The sequence below is a fragment of the Candidatus Marimicrobium litorale genome, assembly GCF_026262645.1.
Classification (GTDB): Bacteria; Pseudomonadota; Gammaproteobacteria; order Pseudomonadales; family Halieaceae; genus Marimicrobium; species Marimicrobium litorale.
Map to the genome: position 1 here is coordinate 2,354,207 of NZ_SHNO01000001.1, position 15,345 is coordinate 2,369,551.

The 15,345-nt window shown below is 54.3% G+C and carries 10 protein-coding genes and 1 riboswitch; of the genes, 5 read left to right on the plus strand and 5 right to left on the minus strand.

The features are described 5' to 3' along the window. Positions 1 to 126: 126 nt before the first annotated feature. On the minus strand, positions 127 to 1,530 hold the full coding sequence (locus EYC82_RS10535) for a carotenoid oxygenase family protein (RefSeq protein WP_279249488.1): 1,404 nt from the start codon (positions 1,528 to 1,530) through the stop codon (positions 127 to 129). 298 nt (positions 1,531 to 1,828) lie between these two features. On the opposite strand from EYC82_RS10535, the gene EYC82_RS10540 reads away from it, so the two are divergent. Further along, positions 1,829 to 2,947: an amidohydrolase family protein gene (locus EYC82_RS10540; protein WP_279249489.1), complete on the plus strand. Its 1,119-nt coding sequence runs from the start codon at positions 1,829 to 1,831 to the stop codon at positions 2,945 to 2,947. 205 nt (positions 2,948 to 3,152) lie between these two features. On the opposite strand, the gene EYC82_RS10545 is transcribed toward EYC82_RS10540, so the two are convergent. After that, on the minus strand, positions 3,153 to 4,097 hold the full coding sequence (locus EYC82_RS10545; protein WP_279249490.1) for an aromatic ring-hydroxylating dioxygenase subunit alpha: 945 nt from the start codon (positions 4,095 to 4,097) through the stop codon (positions 3,153 to 3,155). A gap of 180 nt (positions 4,098 to 4,277) precedes the next feature. On the opposite strand from EYC82_RS10545, the gene EYC82_RS10550 reads away from it, so the two are divergent. Then, complete coding sequence (locus EYC82_RS10550) at positions 4,278 to 8,114, plus strand: NAD(P)-dependent oxidoreductase (protein ID WP_279249491.1); 3,837 nt, start codon at positions 4,278 to 4,280, stop codon at positions 8,112 to 8,114. Between the two features lie 219 nt (positions 8,115 to 8,333). Beyond that, positions 8,334 to 10,019, plus strand: coding sequence for a class I adenylate-forming enzyme family protein (locus EYC82_RS10555; protein ID WP_279249492.1), 1,686 nt, complete (start codon positions 8,334 to 8,336; stop codon positions 10,017 to 10,019). Between the two features lie 511 nt (positions 10,020 to 10,530). Here EYC82_RS10555 and EYC82_RS10560 read toward each other — a convergent pair. After that, positions 10,531 to 11,586, minus strand: a complete 1,056-nt coding sequence (locus EYC82_RS10560) for an SGNH/GDSL hydrolase family protein (protein ID WP_279249493.1) — start codon at positions 11,584 to 11,586, stop codon at positions 10,531 to 10,533. Positions 11,587 to 11,798: 212 nt separating this feature from the next. Between EYC82_RS10560 and EYC82_RS10565 the strand changes: the two genes are divergently transcribed. Further along, complete coding sequence (locus tag EYC82_RS10565) at positions 11,799 to 12,551, plus strand: DUF523 and DUF1722 domain-containing protein (protein ID WP_279249494.1); 753 nt, start codon at positions 11,799 to 11,801, stop codon at positions 12,549 to 12,551. Positions 12,552 to 12,864: 313 nt separating this feature from the next. After that, positions 12,865 to 13,008: riboswitch (FMN riboswitch) on the plus strand. Positions 13,009 to 13,096: 88 nt separating this feature from the next. Further along, positions 13,097 to 13,570, plus strand: coding sequence for a 6,7-dimethyl-8-ribityllumazine synthase (locus EYC82_RS10570; RefSeq protein ID WP_279249495.1), 474 nt, complete (start codon positions 13,097 to 13,099; stop codon positions 13,568 to 13,570). 18 nt (positions 13,571 to 13,588) lie between these two features. Here EYC82_RS10570 and EYC82_RS10575 read toward each other — a convergent pair whose 3' ends face one another. Further along, positions 13,589 to 14,056 (minus strand): nitroreductase/quinone reductase family protein, encoded by a 468-nt coding sequence (locus tag EYC82_RS10575; protein ID WP_279249496.1) that lies wholly within the window; start codon positions 14,054 to 14,056, stop codon positions 13,589 to 13,591. A 101-nt stretch (positions 14,057 to 14,157) separates the two neighbouring features. After that, a complete protein-coding gene (locus EYC82_RS10580) occupies positions 14,158 to 15,057 on the minus strand; it encodes a sulfotransferase (RefSeq protein WP_279249497.1) in 900 nt (299 codons plus the stop codon). Positions 15,058 to 15,345 lie beyond the last annotated feature (288 nt).

The following is a 15,345-nucleotide window of genomic DNA, read 5'->3' on the forward strand; positions in this document are numbered from 1 at the left end:
ACACGAATGAACGGCCAACGGTAAAATCGCACGGCCTGCAAATCACTGCTGCAACGCAACGGCATTGCAGGCTTTCAATAGATCGCGGCGAAGGCGCTGGCTCGAGTTAAACAAAAATCCGGGCGTTCAGGCGCCAACCCAGCTACCGTGGAAGCCGGTCGGGATACGCAATGGCAGTTTCGCTGTCGCAACTGGTCCCACCTCGATGTCTGAAGCATCGAAGATCAACAAATCGGTGAGGGAGGTTTCTTTATTAAACGCAAGATTCAGGAGATATCCATCGCCCTCATCGGGTGACCCACTGCGCGGCGCCAGTATTGGCTCGCCTAACAGATATCGGTCCTCCCCCCAGAGTTTACGTTTACCGGTTGTTCGGTCGTAGTGAATCAGCTTATTGAAAACCAGCTGATTTTCGAGTGCACCCACGAGATAGGCATGACGATGTGAACGCGTCATAAAGCGATCATCTGTGCGCGGGAATTCACAGGCCATATCGTCCAGCATTTCTTCCCCAACTGTTTTTTTGCCTCCTGCCAGATCGATAGACCAGCGCCGCAGGGTAGGCGTCAGGCCGCTGGACTCGCTCGCCATAGTGCCATCAAGCATCGGAGCAAAGCGGGTGGCATTAGACGAGCAAACATCCACTTTGATCGCATCACCCTCTTCCCAGGCGTTTACCATGTGAAAGCTCCAACGAGCGTCCATATCGTGCCACACAATATCGTCTGCCGTACCATTGCGTGGCATTACACCAAAGTGTGCTCCCCGGTCCGGCTCCCAGGCCATGGGAACACCACTTTCAATCGCACGCTCCAGGTTGAATACCAGTGGGTAGACCGGAAAGACAACATAATTTTCCGTCACAAAAAAATCATGAGCAAAGGAGGGAAACGGCGCCTCAATCATTTCGCTGGTGATGAGATTGCCTTCCTTGTCCGCCACGTTCAGCCGTAAAAATTCCGAAAACGGTCCCTTTGCCTGATTGCCGAAGAAGATCATTTCTCCGCTCGCATGATCAAACTTCGGATGCGCTGTGATCGGCCCATCAATCATACCGTTGTAATCGAAGTTACCCAGCGTGGCCAGGCTATCCGGATTCAGCTCTACCGCAATCGTTCCCTCCATCAGCGCCAGCAGCTTGTTCCCGTGCCAGACAATATGAGTATTGGCGGTGTTGTAGTGTTTGTCAGCCACAGAAGGAGCCGCATTCATCGGGTTGCCCAATACACCAAACAAGGATTCGCCTGCCTCGCGCTCCAGTTCATATTTCTCGGTGCGCACCCAGCGGTTTTTCCAGGAAACCCGGCCATCGCAAAATTCGAAGCGCTGTATCATTCCGTCGCCATGAAACCAGTGGTACTCAGCCCCGCCTCTCGGCGGGTATATCGGATCGGGGCCATTGCGGAAATAGACTCCCTGTAGATCGGTAGGCAACTCTCCGTCTATCACCAAATCCGGGGCATCACATTCAATCCCCGAGGGCGCCATCGATCCACTGAGAAAAATATTGTCTGGAAACGGCTGTGTCATTGTCGATCTCCCACTGATTGCATCTGCGCTTGCTGGCATGTGTCTAAAGGGCGACTACGATTAATACTATTGCTTGTTCGCAATTCCCCTCTGCACTGTGGCAAGCCGGGGAGCGAAGGTCAAGGCTGGCGGCAACAGCCACAGAAACGGCACTGTTCCAACGCCAAGCAGGGTCAGGCGCTATTTTTGTCCTGAATAGCAACACGGTTTAGACTACACTCATTCGAAACAGACGGCACATCACAGTTGCTACACGGGCAATGGCATTCGCTCAGGCTCGCAGATGAAGGAGACAATAATGACACTCGATTCAGCGACTTACTCTCTCGGTGCTATTTCTGCCGACTCGCATATCTCTGAAACAGAGGACTGCTTTCGTGATATCGACCCTGCTTTTGAGGACAAGCGCCCACGAGCGATATTTGACGAGGAACGCGGTGCCATTCTGGAAATATCAGATCTGGATATCAAGGTACCCATGGGACTGATCTGTACTGCAGGGCGCGCACCGGAGCGTTTCTCTGACCCGGTCGACTGGGCAGAATTGCATCCGGCGGGTCATGATCCAAAGGCGCGCCTTGCCATACAAGACGAAGAAGGCATATCTGCAGAAGTACTCTACCCCAGCCTCGGTATGGTGTTGTGCAACCACCCGGATATCAACTACAAGAAAGCCTGCTTTGACGCCTATAATCGATGGCTGGGTGCGTTCTGCGATACCGACAGCAATCGCCTCATCGGCATACCCATTCTGTCCATGCGTTCACCCGCCGAGGCGATAACAGAACTTGCATCGGCGCATGCAATGGGCTTTCGCGGCGTTATGCTGCCGGGTCACCCCGAACTGGAAGATTACGATCACCCATGTTATGACGAGTTCTGGCGTCTGTGTGTCGATCTGGGTATGCCCGTCAGCTTTCATATCTTGACGACAAAAGATGGCATCATGGAACGCGTGCGCGGCTCGAGACTCGTACAACAGATTGTTACAGTGCGGGGCCTGCAAAACATTATCATGATGATGATTCTCGGCGGGGTTTTTGATAGGCACCCCGCGCTGCAAGTGGTGTGCGTGGAATCCGATGCAGGCTGGGTGCCACACTTCAAGTTTCGTATGGATCATGCGTATGAACGGCACCGCTTTCACATGCAATCACAAGCGTTACAGGAAATGCCGAGCACTTATTTTGACAGCAATATCTACGTCACTTTTCAAGACGATTACAGCGTCAAGCAAGTCAAGGGTGGGCTCAATCTGGACCGCGTCATGTGGGCAACAGATTTCCCTCACAGTGATGGCACTTATCCAGAATCACGACAGGTCATGGCTAGCGTAACTGAAGGTATGACAACGAAAGAACAAGCCGCGCTGTTGTGCAACAATGCGGCACAACTTTATGGAATTGAGATGCTATAAGAGGCCCCGAAGTATTGCTTTAACCTACTGCCCTTTGATGTCCGCGTGTGAAACGTGCGTGTGTTTCGAATCAACAACGCCACCAACCCGACTGCACGTAAAGCGATTTATCCGTGTGTGTATGCCGGACCGGCACCGCATCTCTCCTTAACGTCTGCCAGGTACTAGCAGCGCAAGACTCGTTACTTCTTGAGCTGCTTGTCGGTCACACGGGCTCAACGTAAAACTGCTGGTAGTACTTTCTTATCTGGTGGATGGGGCCGTCACCGTCACACAGGACCGGGTTCTCGTGAAACTTTTTGTTTTCCCAGATAGGTACGTCCTGAGCATGTTGACGAGTAACCTCGCCAATAAACGCTTTGGCCAGTCCCTGCGTCGCCTCCAGTCCTTCTTCAAGAATCTTGAAACTGAAGCGCATAGTCGTCTCGTGATACTCGTGATCAACTGGCGTACCGGTGACGATAATGAGTGTTTCACCTATACCCTTGAACCTCGTAATACCAATACTTCCCCCATGGGACTCGATATTGACACTACCCTTGAGATCGCCCTCCCTCGTAGTAAACGTCAGACCCTGAAAGGCCCGCATAATGTGACCGTCAAAGGTAAACGTTTTTTCAGGTATATCAGGCGTGCCATGCACGAAGTGGAAGTGCGGTGAATCCACCACGTTCTCCGCCATTTCCTGCGGATGACTGCGCACTCGCGCAGTATGGTAAATCGGTTCCATCCAGCCTTCTGCGCACCAATCTTCGACTTTGGGCACATCCCACCTCGGCGCGTCACCGTGAGGGTGATGCCAGAGGAACACTATCCCATTTGCTTCACAGGTCGGATAGGCTTCAACCTGGGCCTTGGCAGGAATTCGCTTCGCATAGGGAACATCAACACACTGGCCACTACCGTCAAACTTCCAGTGATGAAAGGGGCAGCGCAGGACATTGCCCTCCACCACGCCTCCAAAGCCAAAATGAGCGCCCAGGTGCGGACAATAAGGATCGACACCGTGGGCTTGACCATCTTCTGTACGAAACAGTACAAACTCTTTGCCAAGATACTGGACTGTCTTTACGTCGCCGACAGCAAGTTCCTTGGATTCGAGCATACGAAACCAACCGAACGGCAGGGGAAGAGGGATTCTCTCACTCATAAAAAGGATGACCTTCAGAACACGCGGTATACTGCGCCGATGCGTGTGTGCACACAGGATCAATCTGATCGAAGTATAGCCCAGTTTTTTTAGGCTGGCCATGGTTTATAAGACAGGTGCCTGATGATAATATTTTACCGTGCTCAGCTGTATTTTCGCTACTTTTTAAGGATGTAACCAATGGACAAGCCATGGTTGATGGGCATTGATCTCGGCGGTAGCGGAGCGCGGTGCGTGCTGCTAAACAGTGCATCCGGGGCGCTGCACAGCGCCTTCGGGGCATGGCAATTTCCACCGCAGGAAGGCACTTTTGGCACCGGTTACACCGTCGATCTGGAAGACGTATGGCATATCGTTGGTAATGCCTGCCGGGGTGCACTGAAGAAAGCGGCGATCAATCCTGCTGCTGTCGCCTCGGTTGCGGTAGCGGCGATGCGCTTTAGCACCGTCGTTCTGGACAGAGATGGACAAGCCATACTCTCTATGGACAACCGCGACGCAAGGGCTGCTGGGGAATACTTCGACGTCGCGGATAAACTGGGGCAGGAGTTACTTGAGGGGACCGGCTGCTGGCCACTGCCTCTGCACGCGTCTGCAAGGCTTCTGTGGCTGCGCAACCAGTCCGCTGAGAAGTTCAACCGTGTGGCGGATCTCTCAGGGCTCGGTGAATGGCTCAATTACCGCCTCTGCGGCGCCCGGGCGCTGGATGCCACCAGCGCCAGCGCTACGGGCCTTTTTTCTCTGGCAAAACGGGAATGGTACTGGCAGGCAATTGACGCACTGCAACTTCCCCACGGTATGTTCCCTCCGGTATTACCCGCCGGCTCACCGCTCGGCATACTCTCGGATAACGCGGCGACGCATCTGGGCCTGCCACCCGGCGTTGTGTTGGGTTTAGGGGGCGGTGATACGCAATGCAGCCTGCTGGGCGCTGGCGTAATAAACGCGGGTCAAAGTGCCGTCGTTGCGGGCACCACCGCACCCGTGCAGTCGGTACTCGCGTCTCCGGCTTTTGATTCAGCCGGCAAATCTATGGGGACATATCACATTCTCCCCGGACGCTGGATTCTCGAAAGCAATGGCGGCGGCATGGGACTTTCGGTTAGTCTCCTCGCAAAAATATTGTTTGCCGATGCGCCGCAGCCCGAATTGCGGCTACTGGCCGAGGCGGCTCTATCCGAGCCCGGCGCGGCCGGCATGTTGTCAACTCTGGGCGCCGAGGTGATAGACATGCAGTCCCCGGGCATGCCTATCGGGCAACTGACCCTAAGCCACATGTCTTGCATGAACGACGCCTACCCACGACGTCACCTCGCTCGCGCTTTGATCGAGGGCTGCGCCTGTAGCGTCCGAGCTAACCTCGATCAACTTCAGTCTGTGTTGGGTCGGCCCGTCAGTACCGATAACTTGACATTGTGCGGTGGCTTATCACGCAGCGATGTGTTTGCACAGATTCTCGCCAACATTACAGATCGTCAGGTCGATGTGCCCCGCACCCACCAGACCGCTGCCCTCGGTGCTGCTCTTTGTGCCGGCGTGGCGAGCAATCATTTCAGCGATCTTGAGCACGCCCCCTCAGATCTATGCAGCATCCGCAAACAGTTTCAACCAGACAGATCCCTGGGGGAAGTAAACGGTCAGCTGTACAGTAGCTGGTCGCGCTACCAAAAGGCATCCAATGCCCACACCACTGACTTGGCCATTGAACACCTCGTACCTCGCGTACTGAAAGAGACGGGGAGTACCACTGATCTCTCAAGCATTCCTGAGGGTATCTCGGCGCTGGTATCCGCGACTTTCGACGAGGACTCGCTAAAAAAACTACGGCAATACGTTGATGTGCAGTATGCGAGTTTCCGAGAGGTCAAACGCATGCTTACCGGTGCCGACCTCATCAAGGCCCTCGCCGGCAAACAGATCTTTGTAACTGAAATAGACATTCTCAATGCCGCCGCGCTGAACAAACTACCTGATCTGAGAGTAGTAGCAGCCTGTCGCGGTGATGCGGTAAATGTCGACGTAGAAGCATGCACTGCATTTGGTATTCCAGTAATTTTTGCACCGGGCCGCAACGCGGCGGCGGTGGCTGATCTGGCAGTTGCCTTTATGATAAACCTAGCACGCAAGCTCCCCGCCGCGTCTCAGTTTCTGCAGCAGGAAGACTGTACGGCCGGTAACATGGGCAAGATGGGGCAGGCCTTCAGTCAGTTTCAGGGTCACGAAATGTGGCACAAAAGCATCGGGCTTGTGGGACTAGGCGCCGTGGGTCGCGCGGTCGCGCAACGCCTCGCAGGGTTCGAGGTTGAAATACTCGTCGCCGACCCATTCATTACGCCGGAACAAGCCGCACTGGCTGGCTGCCGCCTGACAGACCTGAACACGTTACTGCAACGCAGCGATTTTGTGAGCCTGCACGCCGCGGTCACGTCAGAGAACAAAGCCATGATCGGTGAAGCCCAATTTTCGCAGATGAAGCCAGGGGCATTTTTTATCAACACAGCCCGTGCAGCATTGATTGATGAACAGGCTCTCGTAGATGCGCTGGAGAACGGCAGCATCGCTGGAGCCGGGCTGGATACCTTCGCCGAGGAGCCTCCTGGTTTCGATCACCCCCTGGTGCAGCATCCCAGCGTAATGTGTACCCCCCACTCTGCGGGGAATACAGAAGAGGTTGCGCATCACCAGGGCGAAAGCGTCTCTGCTGCGCTTCTGCAACTACTTAAGGGAGAAAAGCCACACAACGTCCTTAACCCGGAAGTACTCGACCGATTTGACTGGCATGGGGAAAAACCTGAACCCGACGACACCGAGATAGCACGGCTCAGTCGCAACAGCGGACCAGCGGTGTCCGACCTGCAACGTGACGCCAACACCGCGAGGACAGAAACCCGGCAGCAACAACCCGCCGCAACAGCGGCCGGCATTGCAGCCCCTATCGAAATCGTGAACAAGATGCGAGCCATTCTCGACAGCTTCTGCGCCGGCATGACAGCTGATACGTCTCTAAATGACTTCAGCACCGACCTGGACGTTACCCTGCATTTCAAGGCTTATGACCTCAACCTGGAGTTTTATCTTACTCTCAAACAAGGCGCAGTATTGAGCGCGATGGGGGCGCCGGAAAAGCCTGCTGAGGTGCAGTTGCAGATGCGGGGCGAAATCATAGACGGCATGTTCAACGGTACCATTGACGCTATGGAGTGCGCCATGAACGGAGAACTATCTTTTCTAGGCGATGCGGCCAAGGCAATGACGCTGCAGGAAATACAGCATGATATGGAGCGCCTGTACAAGATTGCCCGGAATGAGGTGGGAGATCCCGGAGACCTCGCCGCAATACCCCGATCGGGGCCTGCAGACCAGGTCGATTTAAAATCAGGGCCCAGCGACCTCCGTGAAGACCTCGTGGCTACGATGCGAGAGCTTTTCGAGTCACAGGTCATTACAGCGACTGGCGGCAACGTGAGCGTTAGGATTCCCGATACAGAGGGCGAGATATGGATTTCTCCCAGCCGCGTATTCAAAGGCGACCTGAACGCCGACATGATGGTGCGCATCAATCTCGATGGCGAAACAATGGTCCCGGGTGCGCGCTCACCTTCTAGCGAGTGGTGCATGCATGCCCGTATTCTGGCCAGCAAGCCCGAGGCGACCGCCGTTATTCACGCCCATGCACCCAACGCGACAATTCTTGCCAATTCAGGGCTACCCTTTCTTCCCATTTCTACCGAGGCAGCATTTTTTGGCAATATTCCCCGAGTGCCTTTCCTGATGCCCGGGACAGAAGAGCTTGCCGAGGCCGTGGCCGCAGCTATGCAGGATGAATGGGCCGCCCTGTTGATCAATCACGGCATCATCGTGGCGGGACGTAGCCTGCGTCGCGCGGCTGACCTGGTTGAGATCATCGAACGCTCCGCGCAAGTCATGTTGGGCTGCTATGCTGTTGGCAAAGAGCCTCCGGTGCTGCCCCCGGATGCCGCAGAGTACTTCAGGAAAATGGGTGACATTGTCGCCTGACTCACATCTCTCCGCGCGCAATCGCTACGCAAAAGGAGATCAAGTCGGAGTAACAGCGCAGCGGCGCCTGCCTGACAAAAACCGAGGTCGGCACAATCCACCGGCACAGCCGGCTGATATGTGTCAATGAACTCGACGAACACCGGATCAAACGCTAACGATACCAAGCGATTCCATCTTTCTGGTAGTCGCTAAGACATGAATCGAGGAGACAATCGCATGCGCTCGGCAGACGAAATTGAAGAGGAGTTGGTGAGCCCGGAGGGGGCATTTGAAATCGTAAGAGAAGACGTTCTCGGTGAATCTATGGAAGTGTTTAAAAACCGTGACCGCTCTTTGAGACAGATTGTAGAAAACTCCGTTCATCACGGGGACAACGAATATATTGTCTGCGAGCAACAGCGTATCAGCTTTCGCGAACATCTGGCGCGAGTCAGCGCGATCGCACACAACCTGCGCCGCGACTACGGTGTAAAACCCGGCGACAGGGTCGCAATCCTTGCGGATAACCATCCCCAGTGGATTATGATGTTTTGGGCAACCGTTAGCATCGGTGGAATTTGCACAGGTTTAAATGGCTGGTGGAACCGGGAAGCAATACTCATCGCGCTGGAGGACGCGGAACCAAAACTGCTGGTAGCTGACCGCAAGCGCCTCTCGCGTATTGCGAGTGATACGCTGACATGCCCCATTATCTGTATCGAGGAAAATTTTTCGCAGTTGGAACAGGGCTGGGATGCAGATGAGGAGTCTCCGGCGCTGCCCGATTGCGATATCGCCGAAGATGACGCGGCACTGATCCTTTACACCAGCGGCACCACCGGGCGCGCCAAAGGCGTATTGTTAAGTCACCGTAATCTGGTGACATTCCTCGCTTCTGCCGTATTCAGCGGCTTCCGCATGATGATAATGGAAGGAGAAGCGGGTCATACGGAAAACGACGACTCCCGGCCAAACTGTGGCCTGTTTTCAGCGCCTCTGTTTCACCTTTCCGGCCTGTTCACAGGAGTGATTACCAGCCTCGCAGTGGGTATGAAAAGCGTTTGGACACTGGGCCAGTTCGAGGCCGAAAAAGTGCTCCAGCTGATCGAAACGGAAAAAGTCACCACCTGGCCTTCACTGGGCAGCATGGCTGCGCGGGTAATGAATCATCCTGACTTTGATAGTTACAACCTCAGCAGTGTCAGCCGTCTTGGATCAGGTGGAGCGCCCACCAGCCGAGCGACGCAGGAGCGGATGACGCGCGCCTTCCGCGGCACCGGAGGTCGCATGGCACTGGGCTACGGACTAACCGAGTCGTCCGGCGTGGGCACGCATAACTGGGGCGACCTGCTTCAAGCACACCCCAACTCCGTTGGCCGCGTATTCCCCAGCACAGAAATCAGCATTCGCGATGAGGAAAACCGCGAACTCCCGCCCGGGCAACAAGGCGAAATATGTATTCGAGGCAGCTGCGTGATGCTGGGTTACTGGCGTAACCCCGAGGCAACGGACGCGGCAATTGCGCCTGGACGCTGGCTTCGTACGGGTGATATGGGGTATTTTGATGACGAGCTCCTCTACATCAATACTCGCGCCAGGGATCTCATCTTATGCAACGCAGAAAATATCTACCCAGTAGAGGTAGAACACTGTATCGAGCTTCACCCGGACATCTTGGAAGCAGCTGTTATCGGTATTCCGCATCCTGACAGGGGACAAGATGTGAAGGCCATCGTGGTAGTAGCCGATGGCGGTAAACCCAGTACCGAGCAGCTAGCCGCTTTCTGTCGCGAGAGGCTTGCAGCGTTCAAAGTGCCAAGCCAATGGGTAATTTACCCACAACCTCTGCCGCGCAACGCTGCGGGGAAAATTATGAAGAATGTTTTGGCAGGAGAAGCCGAACCCGGACTAGCGGAGGAATAGGCGTCGGTGCAATCGGAATTTTGGAGGGTAGGAGGCTCCCCCATCCAGCGGATGAGTGACGTCGATACTGTTAACGATCCGATCGGAGGTAGAGTCTAACCTGCGATACTCTTCTGCAACACCAGCTGCTTATTGTGCAAGTGTCTATGAAGTGACCGAATGAAAATCAAAGCCCCGGGTACAAAAAAGAAAAGGACTAAGAAGAACAGCGCGAATTCCAGAACCATAGCAATCATATGCTTGTCTCTTACGCGTTACCGGGATATCACGCACAATCATCCTTATCAGGCGTTCACTACTGAGTGTTGAAATCCTGACCTGGCTGTCGGCGCCCCCGTTTTTAGTTTATCGTGCCCCATGTCTGCCCTCTCCGCCCTTTGAGTTGCGGAGAACAACAGACGCATACAGCCTCCCTGGCCGCTGTGCGTATCGTCCATGTGCTGATTCTAAGTAAAAAATCATATTGTCTCACCGAAGAATACCCAGTCAAATTACCAATCTACTCAAGCGGCTATCTGCCGGATGACGGCGTCTTGAGAGCGCCATAGACCACGGGAGCAAGCACTTCTGCCGCCGACTCAAATGCCTTGCCATTAGGATGGCCATCTCCTGATACTCGATAGACTTCCCGGTCAATATCCTGCAGGTAATCGAGCAGGTCCACCGACGTGACGCCAGCTTCGGCGGCCCACGCATTGACCTCATTATGGATAGGACGAAAGGGATAACGTCGATCGAGATGCATGTTAAAGGATGGAAAAACTACGAGTATGAATGGAATACCGCGACTGCGGGCGAGACCAGCCATATCCGTCAAGGCCTGTCGGGTAGCCACCCACTTCGGCTGATTTTCGACCACCGAAGCGACGAAATCTTTATCAGGCAGATTCAAGCCAGTAGCCAGTACAGCCTCACCCTTGTGCATATAATAGTTGTATTGCTCCTTGATAAACGCGAGCAACCACGAGCGCACATACCGATAACGCACCGATGGTCGCTCATGCACATTAGCCTGGGGTTGAGCATCGTTCATAACATACCCAAGCATAACCAACTCCGGCGAGTAGCGGTCAATCACCTGATTTAGCAAGTGAAATTCCTGCAGCGTGTTGTAGCCTGGAACACCCAGATTGTAAATTTCGGCATCGATTGCATAGGGTGTGCCTGCAAGCAACTGCTGCAGCTGATACGGCAGCACCTCCTGCTGATCAACACCCCAACCAAAGGTATAGGAATCACCGACAAACAGAACCCGCTTTTTATTGGACTGAACATCAAATTCGTCGCCGCGAAAGCCGTCAGCATTCAACTGATAAGACCACTTGATACCGCTCTCAACTACCTCATTTTCGCGATTTACGCCGGGCCTGAGTGCATACTCGAGGGGGCTGTCCGGCAGCATGAGGTACAGCACATGCTGGTGATATTTGACAGCTCTCTGCCATCCGATCTGCTTATAGGCACGGAAAATAAATTCGGCTACAACCAAAGCCAGCAGCGATGAAACAAGTAACAGCACCACGCTGCCTGCGAGGCTGCCAATCCCGCTTTTACTGCTTGCGCTCATCTCTGCCCGTTCCTCAACCCCTCCTGAGCTAGAAGAGTACACCATTAAACCGTGCGGCAACATTGCGTGCGCGCCACCGCGGGCACGTGACACCCTGCGATGTTCCACCGTCCTTATACCGATCGCCCACAGGATAAAAACGCGTCATTCAATCCGTGCTACTGTTCGCCTGAACAAGCCCACTGCCGCGCCATTCTGGCAAGACTGTGCCAATGCAAGAAAGCCAACCCGACTCCAACGCGACGGCGCGCCCACAACTCGGCCTGGGCGCTTGTTTGGCTGGACAGTCTGTGCGCTATGACGGCGAATCCAATTCCGCGAATACCCATGTGCTCAAAATTCTGGCGCAATTTGAACACCGGACATTCTGCCCCGAGGTAGGAATCGGAATGGGCGTACCGCGGCCGCCAATACACCTCGTGGGAGAGACAGGTGCCGTGCAGGCCCTTGATGTGGCGGGCCATCAACACGACTACACGATGGCACTGACTCGCTTTGCGCAAGATGTACTGGATTCCGCGCCTATGCTTTGTGCTTATATCCTTGTCACTGGCAGCCCCAGTTGTGGCAATCAAGGGGTGAAACGTTTTTCAGCAGCAGGAGAGCACATCGCCTCTGACCAACAGGGCATGTTTGCTCGAGCACTGGGCGAATACGACCCCCTGCTGCCCTGCGCCGACGATGAGCAATTAACTCAGAGAACGATACGCGAGGCATTCGTTATTCGGGCCATGGCGTACCATCACTGGAAGCTTTTACTGCAGCGAGGTCTGACACAGGAGAGGCTCAGAGACTTTTACTGCCAGCACCGCTACTCGGTTAAAACTGAAGACCAGGACAGCCATAGAGTGCTACAGCAAATAATCGATAGTTCAGAAGCGCCAATCAGCAGGGAAACAACAGGCCGGCATTTTATCTCCACCCTCATGGGCGCGCTGCCAAGAATCCACGACTTGCCGAAGTGAATACAGCCCTTTTCCATATTACCCCGTGGCCGCATCCTTGAGGGACTTGCTCTCAGTGGATCGTGCCCTCGCATTTCAGATAAACTCAGCAGTCATTCTGACGAAGAGCGGGCCACCCAACGAATCGATCTGTCCAAAATTGAGCGCCTGCACAGGAAATAGCACATTGTCCGCCCGCGACAAGAACATGGCCGATCAAGGCTGCTAGGCATTCGTCGTGACATATCCCTGCGTACAAACCGCGCCTGTGGTCAGGCGGACCGTTTGAGGGTGAGGGCCTTATAGGGTATTCTTTCCGCCCTCCCGGTCAACGGGAAGTTCTCAGGGCGGGGTGGAAGTCCCCACCGGCGGTAATCGCACAAGCGTAGCCCGCGGGCGCTCTCGGCTTTGCCGGGAGGACACGCAGACCCGGTGTGATTCCGGGGCCGACAGTCACAGTCTGGTTATGAGAACGAGGTGTGATTTGTTTGGTCGGGAGATATCTCGGCCACGCTCTGCGTCTTGTTTGCCCTGTTGTTTAACTTGAAGCCAGAGGCAAACAACAGATGTCGTTTAACTCCGATTATTTCGTTACAGCGGCACGCGGTCGCGTCGCTTTTATACAGTCATGCTGGCACCGCGATATCGTGGATCGCCTGCGCGACTCCTTCCTTCACGAGTTTTCTCAGCGCGACGGACGAAACGTGTCCATGTTCGAGGTTCCGGGGGCTTTCGAGATTCCGCTGAGAGCAAAGTTACTGGCGGCCTCTGGAGATTACGCAGCGATCGTGGCAGCCGGGCTGGTCGTGGATGGCGGCATCTACCGTCACGAATTCGTTGCCGGCGCCGTTATAGATGGATTGATGTCTGTACAACTTGATACCGGCGTGCCGGTATTCTCCGCCGTGCTTACACCGCATGACTTCGAAAGTGATGGACAACCTGCTTTTTTCGCAGAGCACTTTGTGACCAAGGGAACTGAGACCGCCAGGGCCTGCGCATCCACGCTGGCAAGTTACACAAAGGAACACGTTGCCTGAGACCCGCCCAGGCCCGGCTCAAGCCGGGGAAAAAATCAATATCGGAATACTCCTAACACCCTCTGTGCGCGCGCGATAGTCTTTATAATCCGGATACATGGCCTCCAGCTGGGGCCATAGGCCAACCTCCTCTTCTGGGGTCGCCTCTCGCATACGGTAAGTTTTCTTGTCTGCTCCGACCTGGATATCGACCGTATCCGCTGCCACCACATTGTGATACCAAACCGGCAGCTTGCTCATGCCGCCCTTGGAGGCAGTCATGACAACATCATCACCTTGCTTCAGGTATAACAGCGGTATCTTACGCACTCGGCCTGTTTTCCTGCCTGTCACCGTGAGTATCGCCACAGGGCCGCCGAGAAAAGTATTCCACAGGCGACCACCAGTCAGCTCGTAAACCGTGGTTTGCCAACGGCCTACCTTACCTATAATCCAACCACCAAACTTTTCTTGTCCCGGTGTAAAGGGTTTGATCTCGCCCGCCATTCACTTTTCTCCTAATCTGTAGCACTAAAATTGTCGCACAGTCGGTGTCGCGCCGCACCGCCTTTCGGAAAACGGTTGCCGCCTGGTTTAACTCAACAGGCTCAAGGAAGCTGGTACCCATATGCCGCCAGATCCAAACCTGTCAGTTGCTGGGTCTGCGTATTGCTCTGCGCATAGAAACCGCTCGTTTTATTTTGAACCTGCTGATGGAAACGCCGCTCCAAACAGCGTTCCAGCAGTTGAGGAATATACGGATCGAAGTTCCCCTTTCCACTTATTTCACCCGGGTTCACAAAACCACCCATGCTAAAACGCGTTCGGGCTATATAGCGATTGTATAGTCGCTTGAGCTCAATGCTCACCAGCGACCGGTTGATATTCTCGCGCTTTTCCAGATTGACCTTAAGCGGTTTTGCCTTAGCATCCACTTCGCAGAAAAGCCTCACTTGCTCGAGGAAAGCGCTCGGCTCTGCCTGAAACGCCTCATAGGGCAGCACCAGAACCGAGTCAGCGCCAAACATTTTCTGGTAGGCCGCTATGATGTGGTGATAACACAGGTACTCCAAGTTAAAAGTTGGCACGTTCCCTGCCAACTGATTCTCCAGCACCAATCCGACCCGATAGGGGTAGCCAAAATTTATCAGCAGTTTATACAGCGAGCGCATCATATTTTCCTGTTCACGGATTATGATGAGTATCCGAGCCTCGGGCAGCGCGGAGTGAATACGAGAAAGATTGATCTCCCCGTCATGGCCTCCAGTGAGAGGATTGCCAGCCAGTGCCTCTGCCGACACCACGGGGACCAGATCATCCGGTGTGGCCAGATCGATCTGGTCGCGATGCGAAGTCCACTGGAAGCTGCCCTCATGTATGAATCCGAAGTAAGCATAGCCTGCGGAAACCGCCTCGCGAAAGCCATTCCTCGGCCGGAAAAAATGCTTTTGCAGCCAGGTGGATGCGCACTTGGGCATACCGATATGCACCAGCGGCCTCTTATCCACGCGCCTTACCCATCACCCGCTGGTCATCCTTCCACATGGCAGTGCCCGCCGAAAACAAACCGCCAGTATAACCGCAGCCTGCGTCTTGTAAATTGCATCAATCGGAAACGGTGGCCCTGATTCATCATTGCTCGTCCCATGACGAAACGCTTGAGGTAGCGCTGTCTCATATAAATTTTTTCTTAGAACTGATTTTGTGTGTTCATATCGATGCAACAGACAACCACCAGAACGCGATGGATTTCGGCGCAAGCTAGATTATTCCAAAAATCTCGCAGAAAACTACTT